The sequence below is a fragment of the Streptomyces sp. NPDC047869 genome (genome assembly GCF_040704065.1).
Classification (GTDB): Bacteria; Actinomycetota; Actinomycetes; order Streptomycetales; family Streptomycetaceae; genus Streptomyces.
The window spans coordinates 89,654-107,042 of sequence record NZ_JBEYRK010000030.1; the positions used below are offsets into that span (position 1 = coordinate 89,654).

Annotated in this window: 19 protein-coding genes; 14 read left to right on the forward strand and 5 right to left on the reverse strand. The window is 72.6% G+C overall.

Features of this window, described 5'->3' with window-relative positions; translation table 11 throughout:
* Nucleotides 1-9: 9 nt before the first annotated feature.
* Nucleotides 10-933 (reverse strand): DeoR/GlpR family DNA-binding transcription regulator, encoded by a 924-nt coding sequence (locus AB0924_RS30205; protein WP_358936446.1) that lies wholly within the window; start codon nucleotides 931-933, stop codon nucleotides 10-12.
* A gap of 192 nt (nucleotides 934-1,125) precedes the next feature.
* Nucleotides 1,126-2,574 (reverse strand): NAD(P)H-quinone dehydrogenase, encoded by a 1,449-nt coding sequence (locus AB0924_RS30210; protein ID WP_358936328.1) that lies wholly within the window; start codon nucleotides 2,572-2,574, stop codon nucleotides 1,126-1,128.
* A 95-nt stretch (nucleotides 2,575-2,669) separates the two neighbouring features.
* Between AB0924_RS30210 and AB0924_RS30215 the strand changes: the two genes are divergently transcribed.
* The 5 genes from AB0924_RS30215 to AB0924_RS30235 all read left to right on the forward strand — a co-directional run bounded on the left by AB0924_RS30215 (nucleotide 2,670) and on the right by AB0924_RS30235 (nucleotide 6,761).
* Nucleotides 2,670-3,107 carry a gamma-glutamylcyclotransferase gene (locus AB0924_RS30215; protein ID WP_358936326.1) on the forward strand — a complete coding sequence of 146 codons (438 nt, stop codon included), beginning with the start codon at nucleotides 2,670-2,672 and terminating at the stop codon, nucleotides 3,105-3,107.
* 125 nt (nucleotides 3,108-3,232) lie between these two features.
* On the forward strand, nucleotides 3,233-4,057 hold the full coding sequence (locus AB0924_RS30220; protein WP_199211729.1) for a purine-nucleoside phosphorylase: 825 nt from the start codon (nucleotides 3,233-3,235) through the stop codon (nucleotides 4,055-4,057).
* A gap of 97 nt (nucleotides 4,058-4,154) precedes the next feature.
* A complete protein-coding gene (locus AB0924_RS30225) occupies nucleotides 4,155-5,801 on the forward strand; it encodes a phospho-sugar mutase (protein WP_366913060.1) in 1,647 nt (548 codons plus the stop codon).
* Between the two features lie 148 nt (nucleotides 5,802-5,949).
* Nucleotides 5,950-6,279, forward strand: a complete 330-nt coding sequence (locus AB0924_RS30230; protein ID WP_358936321.1) for a ribbon-helix-helix protein, CopG family — start codon at nucleotides 5,950-5,952, stop codon at nucleotides 6,277-6,279.
* A complete protein-coding gene (locus AB0924_RS30235) occupies nucleotides 6,276-6,761 on the forward strand; it encodes a hypothetical protein (protein ID WP_358936319.1) in 486 nt (161 codons plus the stop codon). Before AB0924_RS30230 ends, AB0924_RS30235 begins: the two co-directional genes overlap by 4 nt.
* A gap of 57 nt (nucleotides 6,762-6,818) precedes the next feature.
* On the opposite strand, the gene AB0924_RS30240 is transcribed toward AB0924_RS30235, so the two are convergent.
* Nucleotides 6,819-7,493, reverse strand: coding sequence for a PH domain-containing protein (locus AB0924_RS30240; protein WP_358936317.1), 675 nt, complete (start codon nucleotides 7,491-7,493; stop codon nucleotides 6,819-6,821).
* Between the two features lie 136 nt (nucleotides 7,494-7,629).
* Between AB0924_RS30240 and deoC the strand changes: the two genes are divergently transcribed.
* From deoC to AB0924_RS30255, 3 genes are read left to right on the forward strand one after another with little or no spacing between them, the layout of a single operon-like run.
* Entirely contained in the window at nucleotides 7,630-8,589 is a 960-nt protein-coding gene (gene deoC / locus AB0924_RS30245; RefSeq protein WP_366913061.1) for a deoxyribose-phosphate aldolase, read from the forward strand.
* A 5-nt stretch (nucleotides 8,590-8,594) separates the two neighbouring features.
* Entirely contained in the window at nucleotides 8,595-10,031 is a 1,437-nt protein-coding gene (locus tag AB0924_RS30250) for an aldehyde dehydrogenase family protein (RefSeq protein WP_358936313.1), read from the forward strand.
* Nucleotides 10,024-10,908: an aldehyde dehydrogenase family protein gene (locus AB0924_RS30255; RefSeq protein ID WP_366913062.1), complete on the forward strand. Its 885-nt coding sequence runs from the start codon at nucleotides 10,024-10,026 to the stop codon at nucleotides 10,906-10,908. The genes AB0924_RS30250 and AB0924_RS30255 overlap by 8 nt, the downstream gene beginning before the upstream one ends.
* Before the next feature lie 95 nt (nucleotides 10,909-11,003).
* Here AB0924_RS30255 and AB0924_RS30260 read toward each other — a convergent pair whose 3' ends face one another.
* Nucleotides 11,004-11,396 carry a hypothetical protein gene (locus AB0924_RS30260; protein WP_358936309.1) on the reverse strand — a complete coding sequence of 131 codons (393 nt, stop codon included), beginning with the start codon at nucleotides 11,394-11,396 and terminating at the stop codon, nucleotides 11,004-11,006.
* 127 nt (nucleotides 11,397-11,523) lie between these two features.
* On the opposite strand from AB0924_RS30260, the gene AB0924_RS30265 reads away from it, so the two are divergent.
* On the forward strand, nucleotides 11,524-12,153 hold the full coding sequence (locus AB0924_RS30265) for a uridine kinase (RefSeq protein ID WP_358936307.1): 630 nt from the start codon (nucleotides 11,524-11,526) through the stop codon (nucleotides 12,151-12,153).
* Between the two features lie 167 nt (nucleotides 12,154-12,320).
* Here the strand turns inward: AB0924_RS30265 and AB0924_RS30270 are convergent, their stop codons facing one another.
* Nucleotides 12,321-13,094, reverse strand: coding sequence for a SigE family RNA polymerase sigma factor (locus AB0924_RS30270; protein ID WP_358936305.1), 774 nt, complete (start codon nucleotides 13,092-13,094; stop codon nucleotides 12,321-12,323).
* 296 nt (nucleotides 13,095-13,390) lie between these two features.
* Between AB0924_RS30270 and afsQ1 the strand changes: the two genes are divergently transcribed.
* The 5 genes from afsQ1 (at nucleotide 13,391) to AB0924_RS30295 (ending at nucleotide 17,236) form a co-directional block, all read left to right on the forward strand.
* Nucleotides 13,391-14,068 carry a two-component system response regulator AfsQ1 gene (gene afsQ1 / locus AB0924_RS30275; RefSeq protein ID WP_199211724.1) on the forward strand — a complete coding sequence of 226 codons (678 nt, stop codon included), beginning with the start codon at nucleotides 13,391-13,393 and terminating at the stop codon, nucleotides 14,066-14,068.
* Complete coding sequence (locus tag AB0924_RS30280) at nucleotides 14,065-15,651, forward strand: HAMP domain-containing sensor histidine kinase (RefSeq protein WP_366913063.1); 1,587 nt, start codon at nucleotides 14,065-14,067, stop codon at nucleotides 15,649-15,651. Before afsQ1 ends, AB0924_RS30280 begins: the two co-directional genes overlap by 4 nt.
* A complete protein-coding gene (locus AB0924_RS30285; protein WP_366913064.1) occupies nucleotides 15,648-16,286 on the forward strand; it encodes a hypothetical protein in 639 nt (212 codons plus the stop codon). Before AB0924_RS30280 ends, AB0924_RS30285 begins: the two co-directional genes overlap by 4 nt.
* A 93-nt stretch (nucleotides 16,287-16,379) precedes the next feature.
* A complete protein-coding gene (locus AB0924_RS30290; RefSeq protein ID WP_358936298.1) occupies nucleotides 16,380-16,940 on the forward strand; it encodes a VanZ family protein in 561 nt (186 codons plus the stop codon).
* Between the two features lie 92 nt (nucleotides 16,941-17,032).
* Complete coding sequence (locus AB0924_RS30295) at nucleotides 17,033-17,236, forward strand: PspC domain-containing protein (RefSeq protein WP_199213633.1); 204 nt, start codon at nucleotides 17,033-17,035, stop codon at nucleotides 17,234-17,236.
* The last annotated feature ends 153 nt before the right edge of the window (nucleotides 17,237-17,389 follow it).

Sequence of the window (17,389 nt, forward strand, 5' to 3'; positions counted from 1 at the left end):
GCGAAGACCTCAGCGCCTGCGCAGGTCGGCGACGCGACCCCGCTCGGCCCCGGCCGGCTGGTCGCCGAGCATGCCCCGCAGCGCGCCACCGGCGACCTGCCCCCGACGGGGCCCCGGCAGTGCGGACGACCTCTGCTGCCGGGCCGCGGGCATGGGTTCACCCACCGGGTTTCCCCCCGCTCCCGCCACGGCGATCTGCACGCCCTGGTCGGCGAGTGCCTGCAGCTCCGTGCCGGCGCGGTCGTCGTGCCCGGGCGGCTCGTCGGTGACCAGGCGGGTGATGACGTCGGTCGGCACCGTCTGGAACATCGTGTCGGTGCCCAGCTTCGTGTGGTCGGCGAGGACCACCACCTCGGCGGCGGCCTGCACCAGTGCCCGGTCGACGGACGCCGAGAGCATGTTGGACGTGGACAGCCCGCGCTCCGCGGTGAGCCCGCTCCCGGACAGGAAGGCCTTGGAGACCCTGAGCCCCTGGAGGGACTGCTCGGCACCGGACCCGACGAGGGCGTAGTTGGAGCCGCGCAGGGTGCCGCCGGTCATCACCACTTCCACCCGGTTGGCATGGGCCAGCGCCTGTGCCACCAGCAGGGAGTTGGTGACGACGGTCAGCCCGGGCACCCGCGCGAGCCGGCGTGCCAGCTCCTGCGTGGTGGTGCCCGCCCCGACCACGATGGCCTCGCCCTCCTCGACGAGGCCGGCGGCGAGGTCGGCGATGGCCGTCTTCTCGGCGGTCGCGAGATGGGACTTCTGCGGAAAGCCGGACTCCCGCGTGAACCCGCCCGGCAGTACCGCACCGCCGTGCCGGCGGTCGAGGAGTCCTTCTGCCTCCAGTGCGCGCACGTCCCGCCGTACGGTCACTTCGGAGGTCTGGACGACGCGGGCGAGTTCACGGAGCGACACGGCCCCGTTCGCTCGCACCATTTCGAGGATCAATTGGCGACGTTCTGCAGCGAACACGAAACTGACAGTAACCCCAACGACCGTCTGGTTTCAGCAGTTTGCGCCGAATAACAGAAGTTGTTCGCACAGCAGGACGGGAGGTGGTATAGGGACCTAGTCCACCCGCCTATGCCGTACGCATGCTCGACAACTCCCCGTGACCAGCGGGAAGTCGGCCTCCGCGGCTCAGGCCTCGATGCCCGCCTTGCGCGTGTGCAACTGCCGTGCCACCTCCGCGATCGACCCCGAAAGCGAGGGGTACACCGTGAATGCCTTCGCGATCTGCTCGACCGTCAGATTGTTGTCGACGGCGATCGAGATGGGATGGATCAGTTCCGAGGCGCGCGGCGCGACGACGACACCGCCGACGACGATCCCGGTGCCCGGCCGGCAGAAGATCTTGACGAAGCCGTCCCGGATGCCCTGCATCTTGGCGCGCGGGTTGCGCAGCAGGGGCAGCTTCACCACCCGGGCGTCGATCTTGCCGGCGTCCACGTCCGCCTGGGTGTAGCCGACGGTGGCGATCTCGGGGTCGGTGAAGACGTTGGAGGAGACCGTCTTCAGGTTCAGCGGGGCCACCGCGTCGCCGAGGAAGTGGTACATGGCGATGCGTCCCTGCATCGCCGCGACCGACGCGAGGGCGAAGACGCCCGTGACGTCACCGGCCGCGTACACGCCCGGGGCGGTCGTGCGCGACACCTTGTCGGTCCAGATGTGCCCGGAGTCGCGCAGCCTGACGCCGGCGTCCTCCAGACCCAGGCCCGCGCTGTTGGGGATGGCACCCACGGCCATGAGGCAGTGCGAGCCGGTGATGACCCGGCCGTCGGCCAGCGTCACCTCGACCCGGTCGCCGACGCGCTTGGCGGACTGCGCGCGGGAACGGGCCATGACGTTCATGCCGCGGCGGCGGAAGACGTCCTCGAGGACCGCGGCGGCGTCCGGGTCCTCGCCCGGCAGCACCCGGTCCCGGGAGGAGACCAGGGTGACCTTGGAGCCCAGCGCCTGGTAGGCGCCGGCGAACTCGGCGCCGGTGACGCCGGAGCCGACCACGATCAGCTCTTCCGGCAGCTCGGTGAGGTCGTAGACCTGCGTCCAGTTGAGGATGCGCTCGCCGTCGGGCCGGGCGTCGGGGAGCTCGCGCGGGTGACCGCCGGTGGCGATGAGGACGGCGTCGGCGGTGAGGGTCTCCTCGGTGCCGTCGGCGGCGGTGACGACGACCTTGCGGGAACCGTCCAGGGCCTGCATGCCGTCGAGCCGGCCCCGGCCGCGCATGACCCGGGCGCCGGCCCGGGTCACGGACGCGGTGATGTCGTGGGACTGGGCGAGCGCGAGCCGCTTCACCCGGCGGTTGACCTTGCCGAGGTCCACGCCGACCACCCGGGCCGCCTGCTCCAGCGGCGGAGTGTCGTCGGCGACGATGATGCCGAGCTCCTCGTAGGAGGAGTCGAAGGTGGTCATCACCTCGGCCGTAGCGATAAGGGTCTTCGACGGCACGCAGTCGGTCAGCACCGACGCTCCGCCCAGACCGTCGCAGTCGACGACGGTCACCTCCGCGCCGAGCTGGGCGGCCACCAGGGCCGCTTCATATCCGCCGGGTCCGCCACCGATGATCACGATCCGAGTCACGTACCCCATTGTCCCGCACGCTTCAAGGTGCATCTGCCCCGGGGCGCCCGCCGGTGCCTTTGGGACACGCGGGACGGGAGTTTCGGCTGCCGTACTCTTCGTGCATGTCGCTCTATGCCGCGTACGCCGGCAACCTCGACGCCCGGCTGATGTCCCGCCGCGCCCCGCACTCCCCGCAGCGCGCCGTGGGCTGGCTGAACGGCTGGCGGCTCACCTTCGGCGGCGAGCATCTGGGCTGGGAGGGGGCGCTGGCGACGATCGTCGAGGAGCCGGGGGCCCAGGTCTTCGTCGGCCTGTACGACATCGCACCGATGGACGAGGAGTCCCTCGACCGGTGGGAGGGCGTGGGTCTGGAGATCTACCGCCGCGTCCGGGTCCGCGTGCACACCCTGGACGGCGAGGAACCGGCCTGGGTGTACGCCCTCAACGGCTACGAGGGCGGACTGCCCTCGGCCCGCTACCTGGGCGAGATCGCGGACGCGGCGGAATCGGCGGGCGCGCCCCACGACTACGTGATGGAGCTGCGCAAGCGGCCGTGTTAGCGGCAGCCGCGCACCGGGCGCCCCCGGCCGGGACCGCGTCTCGTTGGAAACGACAAGACAACGATCGCCGTCCCGTTGGCTCCGTCATCTACGCGCGTAGGAGAGAACCGGCTACCCTCGTCGGCGTGAACGCATCTCTTCTTCCGGACGACATCCAGGGCGATCCCTACGCCGCCGCCGACGCCGCCGCCGCGCGCCTGCGGGAACTGACCGGCGCCGAGACCCACGACGTCGCCCTCGTGATGGGCTCCGGCTGGGCTCCGGCCGTCGACGCCCTCGGCGCCCCCGACGCCGAGTTCCAGGTCACCGAGCTGCCCGGCTTCCCGCCGCCGGCCGTCGAGGGGCACGGTGGCAAGATCCGCTCGTACTCCTTCGGTGACAAGCGCGCCCTGGTCTTCCTCGGCCGCACGCACTACTACGAGGGCCGCGGGGTCGCCGCCGTCGCGCACGGCGTCCGCACGGCCGTCGCCGCCGGCTGCAAGACCGTGGTCCTCACCAACGGCTGCGGCGGTCTGCGCGAGGGCATGCGCCCCGGCCAGCCGGTGCTGATCAGCGATCACATCAACCTGACGGCGACCTCGCCGATCGTCGGCGCCAACTTCGTCGACCTCACCGACCTCTACTCCCCGCGTCTGCGCGCCCTGTGCAAGGAGATCGACTCCAGCCTGGAGGAGGGCGTCTACGCGCAGTTCCCCGGCCCGCACTACGAGACCCCGGCGGAGATCCGCATGGCCCGCGTCATCGGCGCGGACCTGGTCGGCATGTCCACGGTGCTCGAGGCCATCGCCGCCCGCGAGGCCGGCGCCGAGGTGCTGGGCATCTCCCTGGTCACCAACCTCGCGGCGGGCATGACCGGCGAGCCGCTGAACCACGAGGAGGTCCTGCAGGCGGGCCGCGACTCGGCGGCGCGCATGGGTCAGCTGCTGACGCAGGTACTGGGCAGGATCTGAGAGACCGCCCGCCCGCCGGCCGGACCGGTGGGGCGGTGCGGAACGGGGGTCCGGGGGCGAAGCCTCCGGCAGGAACTGAGGAGAGGTTGATCCCAAGGTGCACGACCAACTCATCGCCAAGGCCAAGGCATGGCTCGCCGAGGACCCCGACCCGCGCACCCGCGAGGAACTGGCCGGGCTGATCGACGCCGGTGACGTGTCCGAACTGGCCGCCCGGTTCTCCGGCACCCTCCAGTTCGGCACCGCGGGCCTGCGCGGCGAGCTGGGCGCCGGCCCGATGCGCATGAACCGCGCGGTCGTCATCCGTGCCGCGGCCGGCCTCGCCGCGTACCTGAGGAAGAACGGTGCCTCCCACAGGGGCGAGGACGCCGGGCTGGTCGTCATCGGCTACGACGCCCGCCACATGTCCGCCGACTTCGCCCGGGACACCGCCGCCGTGGTGACCGGCGCCGGCCTGCGGGCCGCCGTGCTGCCGCGCCCCCTGCCCACCCCGGTCCTGGCGTTCGCCGTCCGGCACCTGGGCGCGGTCGCGGGCGTGGAGGTCACCGCCAGCCACAACCCGCCCCGGGACAACGGCTACAAGGTCTACCTGGGCGACGGCTCCCAGATCGTCCCGCCCGCCGACGCGGAGATCGCCGCCGAGATCGACGCGATCGCCTCGCTGAACGACGTCCCCCGTCCGGAGTCCGGCTGGGAGACGCTGGACGACTCGGTCCTGGACGCCTATCTGGCCCGTACGGACGCCGTCCTGGACGCCGGCTCGCCGCGTACCGCGCGCACGGTCTACACGGCGATGCACGGCGTCGGCCGGGACGTCCTGCTGGCCGCGTTCGCCCGCGCCGGGTTCCCGGAGCCGGTGCTGGTCGCCGAGCAGGCCGACCCGGACCCGGACTTCCCGACCGTGGCCTTCCCCAACCCGGAGGAGCCGGGCGCCATGGACCTGGCGTTCGCGCGTGCCCGCGCCACCGACCCGGACCTGGTCATCGCCAACGACCCGGACGCCGACCGCTGCGCCGTGGCCGTCCGGGACGGCGCCGACTGGCGGATGCTGCGCGGCGACGAGGTGGGCTCGCTGCTCGCCGCCCATCTGGTGGGACGCGGGGCCACCGGCACCTTCGCGGAGTCGATCGTCTCCTCCTCCCTCCTCGGCCGCATCGCCGAGAGCGCGAAGCTCCCGTACGAGGAGACCCTGACCGGATTCAAGTGGATCGCCCGCGTGGACGGCCTGCGCTACGGCTACGAGGAGGCGCTCGGCTACTGCGTCGACCCGGAGGGCGTGCGGGACAAGGACGGCATCACGGCCGCGCTGCTGATCACCGAGCTGGCCTCGGCGCTCAAGGAACGGGGCCGCACCCTGCTCGACCTGCTCGACGACCTGGCCGTGGAGCACGGGCTGCACGCGACCGACCAGCTCTCGGTGCGCGTCGAGGACCTCTCCGTGATCTCGGACGCCATGCGCCGGCTGCGCGAGCGGCCCCCGACCGAGCTGGCGGGCCTGGCCATCACCCGCGCCGAGGACCTGACCCGGGGCACGGACCGGCTGCCGCCCACCGACGGCCTGCGCTACACGCTCGACGGCGCCCGGGTCGTCGTCCGCCCCAGCGGCACCGAGCCCAAGCTGAAGTGCTACCTGGAGGTCGTCGTCCCGGCCCCGGACCACGCCGCCCTCCCGGCGGCCCGCACCAGGGCCGGCGAACTCCTGGCGGCCCTGAAGCGCGACCTTTCGGCGGCCGCGGGGCTCTGACCGTCGTACCCCGAGGGTCCGCCGTACAGGGCGGGCGGCGGACCCGGGCGGAACGGGGCGGTACGTGACGCGTGCTCCGGGGCCGGAGGGCGTGCCCGGTGGCCCCCGCCGTCTCGCACGGCCGTCATACGCGTATTACGCTGTCTCCGTGGCCAAGACGCGCATCAGCATCAGCCTGGAGCAGGACCAGGCCGAACGCATCAGACAGCACGCGGAACGGGCGGGCATGGACGTCTCGGCGTACCTGGTGCATGCCGCGACACGCCAGATGGCGGAGAGCGACGCCATAGAGGAGCAGTTCGCCGAGGTGGACGCGCTCATCGCCGGGGCGGAGCGGGCGGCGGAGGGGTTGCCCGCCGGACCTGCCCCGGAACCGGCCGTGGAACTGACCGAGCAGGAACGCCGTGAGGTCGAGGAGGCCCTGGGACTCGTCCAGGGCCGGGACCGGCAGGGCCGCCGCCCGGGAAACGCCGCGTGACCGCACGGGTTCCGGTCTACGACACCGGCATGCTCATCGCGCTCGCCGACCGGAAGGCGAAGGCGGTGGCGCTCCACGAGGGACTGCGCGCGGTCCCGCACCGGGCGCTGGTGCTCGGCCCGGTCCTCGCCCAGGTGTGGCGCCCCCAGCCGGCGCTGGTGCACGCCCTGTCCGGCGCCCTGAAGGACTGCACGGTCCCGCAGGTCCGTACGTCCGCGCCGCCGATGCGTGAGACGAAGGCGGGCCGTCCGGAGTGCCTGGCCTGTGCGACGGGCCCGGACCTCGCGGACTGGCGGCGCATCGGCACGGCCCTGGGGCGGGCGGCTCTGCCGGCGAAGAAGCGGCCGGACGCGGTGGACGCCTGGGTGGCCCTGGCGGCGGCCCGGCACGGCAGCGCGGTGATCTTCACCACCGACCCCGGTGACATCCACGCCTACCTGACGGTCCTCGCGCCGACGGACGTGCACGTGGTCGCCGTCTGACGCTTCGCGGCCACGCTCCGCCCCGTCGGCCTCGCCGGTCCATGCCACCGGCCGGATTCAGCCCACCGCCAGCAGCACCGCCAGCAGCACCGCCCCGGCCACCGCGGGGGCGATCACCTCGTAGGCCCAGCGCACCGTCACCTCGCCCTGGGCCGTCTTGGCCGGGCCCCGGCGCTCCACGGTGGCCCGCAAGTCGGCGATGATCTGGTCGGACTCCGCGCGGGTGGGGCCGTCCTGGTCGCCGAGGCCGCCGAGCACGCCGCCGAGGCCGAAGGCGCCGGACCCGCCCGGCCGGCCGCCCCGGGCCGCCGCGTCCGCGCGGGCCTGCCGGCGTGCCGCCTTCTTGCGGGCACGCAGCGAGACGGGAACGGCCCAGAGCTGGTACTTGTCGCCCGAGTTGGCCACGACCTCGTTGGTGTAGCCGGAACGCAGGGAGGCGACCTCGCCCCAGGGCAGGGTGACCGACCGGAAGGGGTTGCGGACCCGGAGCCGGTCCTCGCCCGAGAACACCGCCGGGCGCAGAGTGAAGGCGACCACCAGCGGCACGGCGAGGATCAGCGTGGCGAGCGCCAGCCAGGGGGTGCGCCCGTGCCCGCGGACCAGCGCGTCGAAGCCCAGCCAGCAGGCGAGCGCCAGCAGCAGCACACCGGCCACGAGTGCCATGGGCGAGCGGTAGATCACGTCCTTGGCGGTGGGCCGCGGCTCGGGTGACTGGTGGTCCGGGGTCGTCATGGTGCCGATTCTGCCCGACGTCGGCGAAGCGTTCCCGCGCGCCCCGGGCCGAGCGCTCATCCGTGATCGCCGGACAGGTGGTGAGCGCTCGGGACTTCCCATCCGCTACGCGCGTAGATATGCTCGTCTGGTGACCATGCCCACCACTGCATCCCTCGCACAGCCTTTCGCTGACGTCACCGCGTCCGACAGCACGCTGCGCCGCTTCCTCCACGGGCTGCCCGGCGTCGACGCGGTCGGCCTGGAGGCGCGCGCCGCGTCTCTCGGCACCCGTTCCATCAAGACCACCGCGAAGGCGTACGCCATCGACCTCGCCATCTCGATGGTCGACCTGACGACGCTGGAAGGCGCGGACACCCCGGGCAAGGTCCGGGCGCTCGGCGCCAAGGCGGTCCATCCCGATCCGACGGACCGGACCACCCCCGCGACCGCGGCCGTCTGCGTCTACCCCGACATGGTGGCCACCGCCAAGGAGGCCGTCGCCGGTTCCGGCGTGAAGGTCGCCTCGGTCGCCACCGCCTTCCCGGCCGGCCGGGCCGCCCTCGGGGTGAAGCTGGCCGACGTCCGGGACGCCGTCGCCGCGGGCGCCGACGAGATCGACATGGTCATCGACCGTGGCGCGTTCCTCTCGGGCAACTACCTCAAGGTGTACGACGAGATCGTCGCCGTGAAGGAGGCCTGCGGCACGAGCGCCCGGCTGAAGGTCATCTTCGAGACCGGTGAGCTGTCGACGTACGACAACATCCGCCGGGCGAGCTGGCTGGGCATGATCGCTGGGGCCGACTTCATCAAGACGTCGACCGGCAAGGTGGCGGTGAACGCCACGCCCGCCAACACCCTGCTCATGCTGGAGGCCGTCCGCGACTTCCGCGCCCAGACCGGCGTCCAGGTCGGTGTGAAGCCGGCCGGCGGCATCCGCACCACCAAGGACGCCATCAAGTTCCTGGTCCTGGTCAACGAGACCGCGGGCGAGGACTGGCTGGACAACCACTGGTTCCGCTTCGGCGCCTCCTCGCTCCTGAACGACCTGCTGATGCAGCGTCAGAAGCTGGCCACCGGCCGCTACTCCGGCCCCGACTACGTGACGGTGGACTGATCACCATGGCATCCGCATTCGATTACGCACCGGCGCCCGAGTCCCGCGCGGTCGTCGACATCGCTCCCTCCTACGGCCTCTTCATCGACGGCGAGTTCACCGAGGCCGCCGCCGGCAAGGTCTTCAAGACGGTCTCGCCGTCGACGGAGGAGGTGCTCTCCGAGGTCGCGCAGGCCGGCGCCGAGGATGTCGACCGCGCCGTGAAGGCCGCCCGCAAGGCCTTCGAGAAGTGGTCGGCGCTGCCCGGCTCCGAGCGCGCCAAGTACCTGTTCCGCATCGCCCGCATCATCCAGGAGCGCAGCCGCGAGCTGGCGGTCCTGGAGACGCTGGACAACGGCAAGCCGATCAAGGAGACCCGGGACGCGGACCTCCCGCTGGTCGCCGCGCACTTCTTCTACTACGCGGGCTGGGCCGACAAGCTCGGCCACGCCGGGTTCGGCACGGACCCGAGGCCCCTCGGCGTCGCCGGCCAGGTGATCCCGTGGAACTTCCCGCTGCTGATGCTGGCGTGGAAGATCGCCCCGGCGCTGGCGACCGGCAACACGGTCGTGCTGAAGCCCGCCGAGACGACCCCGCTGTCGGCCCTGTTCTTCGCGGACATCTGCCGCCAGGCGGGCCTGCCCAAGGGTGTCGTCAACATTCTCCCGGGCTACGGCGACGCGGGCGCCGCGCTCGTCGCGCACCCGGACGTGAACAAGGTCGCGTTCACCGGGTCGACGAACGTCGGCAAGGAGATCGCGCGCACCGTCGCCGGCACCCGCAAGAAGCTCACCCTCGAACTGGGCGGCAAGGGCGCCAACATCGTCTTCGACGACGCGCCGATCGACCAGGCCGTCGAGGGCATCGTGAACGGCATCTTCTTCAACCAGGGCCAGGTCTGCTGCGCGGGCTCCCGGCTGCTGGTCCAGGAGTCGATCCACGACGAGCTGCTCGACTCCCTCAAGCGCCGGCTGTCCACCCTGCGGCTCGGCGACCCGCTCGACAAGAACACCGACATCGGCGCGATCAACTCCGCCGAGCAGCTCGCCCGGATCACCGCGCTCGCCGAGCAGGGTGAGGCGGAGGGCGCCGAGCGCTGGTCCCCCGCCTGCGAACTGCCGGGCTCCGGTTACTGGTTCGCACCGACGCTCTTCACCAACGTCACCCAGGCGCACACCATCGCCCGCGACGAGATCTTCGGCCCGGTGCTGTCGGTCCTCACCTTCCGCACGCCCGACGAGGCGGTCGCCAAGGCCAACAACACCGCGTACGGCCTGTCGGCGGGCATCTGGAGCGAGAAGGGCTCCCGGATCCTCGCCGTCGCGGGCAAGCTGCGCGCCGGTGTCGTCTGGTCCAACACGTTCAACAAGTTCGACCCGACCTCGCCGTTCGGCGGCTTCAAGGAGTCGGGCTTCGGCCGCGAGGGCGGCCGCCACGGCCTGGAGGCGTACCTCGATGTCTGATCGGCTCAGTGTCTTCAAGACCTACAAGCTGTACGTCGGCGGGAAGTTCCCGCGTTCCGAGAGCGGCCGGGTGTACGAGGTGACCGACGCAAAGGGCAAGTGGCTGGCCAACGCCCCGCAGTCCTCCCGCAAGGACGCCCGTGACGCGGTGGTCGCCGCGCGCAAGGCGTTCGGCGGCTGGTCCGGCGCGACCGCCTACAACCGCGGCCAGGTCCTCTACCGCGTCGCGGAGATGCTGGAGGGCCGCCGGGAGCAGTTCGTCCGGGAGGTCGCGGACGCCGAGGGCCTGTCGAAGTCCAAGGCGGCGGCGGTCGTGGACGCCACGATCGACCGCTGGGTCTGGTACGCGGGCTGGACCGACAAGATCGCCCAGGTGGTGGGCGGCGCCAACCCGGTCGCGGGCCCGTTCTTCAACCTCTCCTCCCCCGAGCCGACCGGCGTGGTCGCCGTCCTGGCCCCGCAGGAGTCGTCGTTCCTCGGGCTGGTCTCGGTGGTGGCCCCGGTGATCGCCACCGGCAACACGGCGGTCGTGGTCGCCTCCGAGAAGGCCCCGCTGCCCGCCCTGTCCCTGGGCGAGGTGCTGGCCACCTCCGACGTCCCCGGCGGTGTCGTCAACGTCCTGTCGGGCCGTACGGCGGAGATCGCCACGCCGCTGGCCGCGCACCAGGACGTCAACGCGATCGACCTCGCGGGCGCCGACGAGCCGCTGGCCAAGGAGCTGGAGATCGCGGCGGCGGACAACCTCAAGCGCGTCCTGCGTCCACAGCCTGTGGATTACTCGGAGACGCCGGGCACCGACCGCATGACGGCGTTCCTGGAGACCAAGACGGTCTGGCACCCGACAGGCTCCCTGGGCGCGTCCGGCTCGTCGTACTGAGCCGCCCCACGCCCACACGAGCGAGCCGCGTCACCCCTCCGTCCGGGGGTGGCGCGGCTCTTCGTCGTACCGGGGCGCCGGCCGGGCGGCGCCGGTCAGCCCTGCGGGCTCATGGCCTGCCCCACCACCGGCAGGCTGCCGAACGAGTCCGCCTCGGCGACCGGCCGGGTCAGATCACGGGAGTCGACCGGCTTGAAGTCGGCGATCTGGGTGGCGACGCCGTTGTCCAGCGGGTCGACTCCGGTGCCCGCGAGCGGGTTCGGCTTGATGGCGGAGACCGGGCCGGTGGCGTGGCCGACCGCGCCGGTGACGGACGTCAGGCCCGCCGCCGGGTCGAGGTCGCCGAGCGAGGCGGGCGCGTCGGCGAGCCGGGCGCCGCCCTCCGCGTGCGCGGACGCCGCGCCCGCTCCCAGCGCCGCTCCCACGGCCGCGAGGGCGATCAGGGCACGCTGCACGGTGGGGTGCTGGGAGGAAGTGTGTCGGGCCATCGCCGGTGCCGCCTTCTGGTGCTCAGGGTAAACAGATCGGCACTCAGGGTAGTTGAGATGTGACGCGCGCTCCAAAGCCGACCCGCGGGGTCGGCAGGAGCGCCGCCATGCGTCAAACTGGTGTTCCGTGAGCCTTCATCCGCCGTCCCCCGCCCGTGTCGTACTGCTCTGCGGCCCCTCGGGTTCGGGCAAGTCCCTCGTCGCCGCCCGTTCCGGGCTGCCCGTGCTGCGCCTCGACGACTTCTACAAGGAGGCCGGCGACCCGACCCTGCCCCTGGTGGACGGGAGTTCGGACATCGACTGGGACCACCCCGCGTCCTGGGACGCGGACGTCGCGGTCGAGGCCATCGTCCGGCTGTGCGCCACGGGAGCGACATCCGTACCGGTGTACGACATCTCGCTGAGCGCCCGTACCGGCGAGAAGACGCTGAGCATAGGACCCGCGCCGCTGTTCATCGCGGAGGGCATCTTCGCCGCCGAGATCGTGAAGCGCTGCCGGGAAAGGGGCGTGCTGGCCGACGCGCTGTGCCTGAGCCGGGGCTCGGTCACCACCTTCCGCCGGCGCTTCCTGCGGGACCTCAGGGAGGGCCGCAAGTCGGTGCCGTTCCTGCTGCGGCGGGGCTGGCGGCTGATGCTCACCGAACGGTCGATCGTGGCCCGGCAGGTGTCCCTGGGCGCCCACCCCTGCGACCGGGACGAGGCGCTGGACCGGATGGCCACGGCGGGCCGGCGGGCTCCGCAGCGGACGGTGGCGTAGGGCCCGTCCGGCGGATCAGGGCCCAAGGCGGCCGCGGGGCACGCCGAACGCGAGACGGGACTGGACGGGCCGAGGCCCGCCAGTCCCGCTCCTTTTCGCTCCCCCGTGTTCCCCCGTGGGTTCCACCCCCCAGTGGTCCCCCGTTCCCCCGGTACTCCCCCCCGACCTCAGGCGACCAGCTCGCCGAAGGCGTTCTCCTCGTCACGGCCGAAGCTGAGGACCTCGTCCTCGCGCAGCCGGCGCAGGGACCGCCAGATGCTGGACTTCACCGTGCCGACACTGATGCCGAGGATCTCCGCGATCTCCGGGTCCGTACGGCCCTCGTAGTAGCGCAGGACCAGCATGGTGCGCTGGAGTTCGGGCAGCCGGGCCAGCGCCTGCCACAGGACCGCGCGCAGTTCGGTGCCGCGCATCGCGTCCGTGTCACCGGGCGTCTCCGGCAGTTCCTCGGTCGGGTACTCGTTGAGCTTGCGGCGCCGCCAGGCGCTGATGTGCAGGTTGGTCATGGTGCGGCGCAGATAGCCGCCGACCGCCGCCTTGTCGCTGATCCGCTCCCACGCCCGGTACGTCGAGAACAGCGCGCTCTGCAGCAGGTCCTCGGCCTCGAAGCGGTCGCCGGTCAGGTGGTAGGCGGTGGCGTACAGGGAGGCGCGGCGCTCCTGGACGTAGGCGGTGAACTCCGCCTCGGTCAGCGAGCGACGCTCCCCCGGTTCCTCCCCGTACGCGGTTCCCCCGTGCGCCTCCCCCGTGCGCGCGTCAACCACCGTCATGTAACCGGTGTGCTGACGCCCGGTACCGCGAGCGCACCCCCGCCCTCCCCCACGCTCGAACACGCTCGCGCGGGAGGTACCCCCATCAGCACCGGACTTCTCCGGTCCCCGGTGCACGTCGTGCAGACGCGTGACCACTGCGCTGGTGCTGATGCTGTGCAGCGTGTTCATCTCGCGCTCCCCGTCGTGGACTTCCGGTTCCCCGGCCTGCTCGGTCGTGCTTCCTTGCCTGTGCCGAAAAGCTTGCCGAGCGACCTTCATGGCCGTGTCCGCCGACTGTCACAGACCTGTCACAGGGGCCGGGCCGGGGCGTGTCAGAGGGGCTGCGCGGGAGGGGCGGCGCGGTCTCGCCGGGCACGGGCCGCAACGGTCCGCCGGGGCGCGCCGGGGCTGCCGTGGGGGACCCGGCACCGCGATCTCCGTCTCACCGGTCGATCCGCACCCCGTCCATGGGCCAGAATGAGCCCGTGCCTTCCCTGTTGCTGATCGAGGACGACGACGCCATCCGCACGGCCCTGGAGCTCTCCCTGACGCGCCAGGGACACCGGGTGGCGACCGCTGCCAGTGGTGAGGACGGTCTGAAGCTGCTGCGCGAGCAGCGGCCGGATCTGATCGTGCTGGACGTGATGCTGCCCGGCATCGACGGGTTCGAGGTGTGCCGGCGCATCCGGCGCACCGACCAGCTTCCGATCATCCTGCTGACCGCCCGCAGCGATGACATCGACGTGGTGGTCGGGCTGGAGTCCGGTGCCGACGACTACGTCGTGAAGCCCGTCCAGGGCCGGGTGCTGGACGCCCGGATCCGGGCCGTGCTGCGGCGCGGGGAGCGTGAGTCCAGCGACTCGGCGACCTTCGGCAGCCTCGTCATCGACCGCTCCGCGATGACCGTGACCAAGAACGGCGAGGACCTGCAGCTCACGCCGACCGAGCTGCGGCTGCTGCTGGAGCTGAGCCGCCGGCCCGGTCAGGCGCTCTCCCGGCAGCAGTTGCTGCGGCTGGTGTGGGAGCACGACTACCTGGGCGACTCGCGTCTGGTGGACGCGTGTGTGCAGCGGCTGCGCGCCAAGGTGGAGGACGTGCCCTCCTCCCCGACCCTGATCCGTACCGTCCGTGGTGTCGGCTACCGCCTGGACTCTCCTCAGTGACCGATACGCGAGGCGGGCCGCGCGGCTGGGCCGCCGGGCGCAGGAAAAGTGTGTCGCGGCTGCGGTTCACCAGTCTCAGGCTGCGGCTGGTCGTCGTCTTCGCGCTGGTCGCGCTCACCGCCGCGGTGTCGGCGTCGGGCATCGCGTACTGGCTGAACCGGGAGGCCGTGCTGACGCGCGCGCAGGACGCGGTGCTGCGCGACTTCCAGCAGGAGATGCAGAACCGGGCGGGCGCGCTGCCCGCGCGCCCCACCCAGGACGAACTCCAGCGCGCGGCGGGCCAGATGGCCGGCAGCAGCCAGCGTTTCAGCGTGCTGCTGGTCGCCGAGGACGCGCGCGGCAAGACGGTGTACGGCACCTCGGGCGGGATCAACGGCTTCTCGTTGGAGGACGTGCCGGCTTCGCTGCGCGCGGCGGTGAACAAGCGGCAGAAGGTGACCGACGGCAACAAGGCGCCGTACCACCTGTACTGGCAGCGGGTCGACGACCACGGCACGCCCTACCTGGTGGCCGGGGCTCGGCTGGCCGGCGGCGGGCCGACGGGCTATCTGGCCAAGTCGCTGGAGCCGGAGGCCAAGGACCTGAACTCGCTGGCCTGGTCGCTGGGGATCGCGACCGGCCTCGCCCTGATCGGCTCCGCGCTGCTCGCGCAGGCCGCCGCCACGACCGTGCTGAAGCCGGTGCACCGGCTCGGGGTGGCCGCCCGCCGGCTCGGCGAGGGCCGGCTGGACACCCGGCTCAGCGTGTCCGGCACCGACGAACTGGCCGATCTCTCACGGACGTTCAACAACGCGGCCGAGGCGCTGGAGAAACGGGTCGCCGACATGGCCGCCCGGGACGAGTCCTCGCGCCGCTTCGTGGCGGACATGAGCCATGAGCTGCGCACCCCGCTGACCGCCATCACCGCCGTGACGGAGGTGCTGGAGGAGGAGCTGGACGCCGACGCCGGGAGCATCGACCCGATGATCGAGCCCGCCGTACGGCTCGTGGTCAGCGAGACCCGGCGGCTGAACGACCTGGTCGAGAACCTGATGGAGGTGACCCGCTTCGACGCGGGCACCGCCCGGCTGGTCATGGACGACGTGGACATCGCCGACCAGATCACCGCCTGCATCGACGCCCGCGCCTGGCTGGACGCGGTCGAGCTGGACGCCGAGCGCGGACGGCACGCCCGGCTGGACCCGCGCCGCCTGGACGTCATACTGGCCAACCTGATCGGCAACGCCCTCAAGCACGGCGGATCGCCGGTCAGGGTGTCGGTGCGGATCGACGGCGACGATCTCGTCATCGCGGTGCGCGACCACGGGCCGGGCATCCCCGAGGACGTCCTGCCGCACGTCTTCGACCGCTTCTACAAGGCCAGCGCCTCCCGGCCGCGCTCCGAGGGCAGCGGCCTGGGCCTGTCCATCGCCATGGAGAACGCCCACATCCACGGCGGCGGCATCACCGCCGCCAACTCACCGGAGGGCGGCGCGGTGTTCACACTGCGGCTGCCACGGGACGCCTCCCGGCTGACGGCGGAGGACGACGAGAACACCAGGGACGACAAGGCCGGGAACACCACCGGGAAGGAGGGATCATGACCGCACGGACCGAACGGACCGCGCCGACGGCCCGGACCGTACGACGTCTGCTCGCGGCCTCCCTCCTGACCACGGTGCTCGCCGGGTGCGGGATCCGGCCCACCGAGGTGCCGACGGACTTCGGCGCGGCGCCCTCCCGGGTGCCGTGCTCGCTGACCGCGCCGGACGTGACGACCCAGTCCGCGCACGGCGTGCCGGTACAGGTGTTCCTGCTGTGCGGGTCCTCCCTGGTCGCCGTGGACCGCACGGTGCGCGTCCCGGAGGGGACCCCGGACGCGCGGCGCCGGGTCATCGTGGCCCAGGGCCTGCTGGCCCAGCTCGCCGCGTCCCCCTCGGCCTCGGAGAAGGCCGCGGGCTACACCACGTACGTGCCGGGCGGCCTGGGCGTGGCGGGGCCCTCCCACAAGGACCCGGAGGACACGCTGCGGCTGAGCGCCACCCCGGCCCGGCTGACCTCCTACGCCCTGGCCCAGATCGTGTGCACCCTGTCCGACTCGGCGGCGGCGGAGGGCGACGGCTCGGTGATCCTGGGCGGCCCGGCCCCCGCCCCGCTGCGCCGCTACGAGTGCACCGACACCGTCCGCAACCGCCCGGGCAGCACGGACCCGCCGTCGAGCGAGGTCACCGCGGCCTGAGGGGCCGGCGCCGCCCGGGTGTGGCGGACGCCTCACGCGCGTCCCCGTGACCGTTGCGGAACCGATTGTGCACAGGGGCGCGTCTTGGGGGGCGTGCAGCGTCAAGGCTCCATCGGCGGCAGCGCCGCGATCCGTATCCGTGTGGCGGGGGGTGTCCTCCTCGCCGCCCATCTCGGGCTCGTCGCCTGGCTGATGCTGCGACCGCTGGACGTGCCCTGGGTGATGCCCGCCAATCTGCGTCCGCTGGCCGGCCTGCGGGCCGATCTGGCGCTGGGCGGGGCCCAGGCGGCCAGACGCATCGCCGAGGGGCTGGCGCTGCTCGCGCCGCTGGGGGTGCTGCTGCCCGCGGCGCACGGCAGGCTCGCCGTGTCACCGCTCGCCTCCCTGGTCCGTACGACCGCCGCGGGCGCCCTGGTCTCCACCGGCATCGCCCTGCTGCAGACCGGCGTGCCCGGCCGGGTCGTGGACGTCGACTCGCTCCTGCTGAACACCGTGGGCGTGGCCCTGGCCCACCTGGCCGTGGTCCCGGCCGGCCGGGCCCGGCTGCGCCGGCGGGCCGCGCGGGCACCCGGTGCGCCCGGGCAGGTCACCGTCCAGGAGGACCTGGCTCAGGGTCGTACCCCGACGATTCCCAGGGTCGGGATCGCCCCGTAGAGCGACGCTTCGCCCCCTTCGTCTCCGTACTGTGGACATCGTTGAGGCAGCCGACCGGACCGCCTCGTCCGACGTCCACGAAGGAGCCGCAGATGTCCAGCCTCGCCCGCCCCACCCACGGCCGCATGATCGGCGGAGTGTGCGCCGCGCTGGCCCGCCGCTTCGGCACCTCGGCGACGACGATGCGGGTCGTCTTCCTGGTGTCCTGCCTGCTGCCCGGCCCGCAGTTCCTGCTCTACATAGCGCTGTGGATCCTGCTCCCGGCCGAGGACAAGGCCCGCGCCGCCACCTGGTGAGCCACCGCGGGCCGGACCCCGCGAACGCCGTCGGCGCGCCCCGGGAAGGTTCCGGGGCCTCGGGCACGGGGCCCGCGGTGACGACCTCGACGGAGACCTCGACCGTGCCGGAGGCGGGCAGCACGAGCGGGGCGACCAGCAGCAGGCCGGTGA

Excerpts from the sequence above, each read along its gene's own strand:
- AB0924_RS30210 (WP_358936328.1), bottom strand. The coding sequence starts at position 2,574 with ATGGGGTACGTGACTCGGATCGTGATCATCGGTGGCGGACCCGGCGGA.
- AB0924_RS30215 (WP_358936326.1), top strand. The coding sequence starts at position 2,670 with ATGTCGCTCTATGCCGCGTACGCCGGCAACCTCGACGCCCGGCTGATG.
- AB0924_RS30240 (WP_358936317.1), bottom strand. The coding sequence starts at position 7,493 with ATGACGACCCCGGACCACCAGTCACCCGAGCCGCGGCCCACCGCCAAG.
- deoC (WP_366913061.1), top strand. The coding sequence starts at position 7,630 with ATGCCCACCACTGCATCCCTCGCACAGCCTTTCGCTGACGTCACCGCG.
- AB0924_RS30250 (WP_358936313.1), top strand. The coding sequence starts at position 8,595 with ATGGCATCCGCATTCGATTACGCACCGGCGCCCGAGTCCCGCGCGGTC.
- AB0924_RS30255 (WP_366913062.1), top strand. The coding sequence starts at position 10,024 with ATGTCTGATCGGCTCAGTGTCTTCAAGACCTACAAGCTGTACGTCGGC.
- AB0924_RS30260 (WP_358936309.1), bottom strand. The coding sequence starts at position 11,396 with ATGGCCCGACACACTTCCTCCCAGCACCCCACCGTGCAGCGTGCCCTG.
- AB0924_RS30270 (WP_358936305.1), bottom strand. The coding sequence starts at position 13,094 with ATGAACACGCTGCACAGCATCAGCACCAGCGCAGTGGTCACGCGTCTG.
- AB0924_RS30285 (WP_366913064.1), top strand. The coding sequence starts at position 15,648 with ATGACCGCACGGACCGAACGGACCGCGCCGACGGCCCGGACCGTACGA.
- AB0924_RS30295 (WP_199213633.1), top strand. The coding sequence starts at position 17,033 with ATGTCCAGCCTCGCCCGCCCCACCCACGGCCGCATGATCGGCGGAGTG.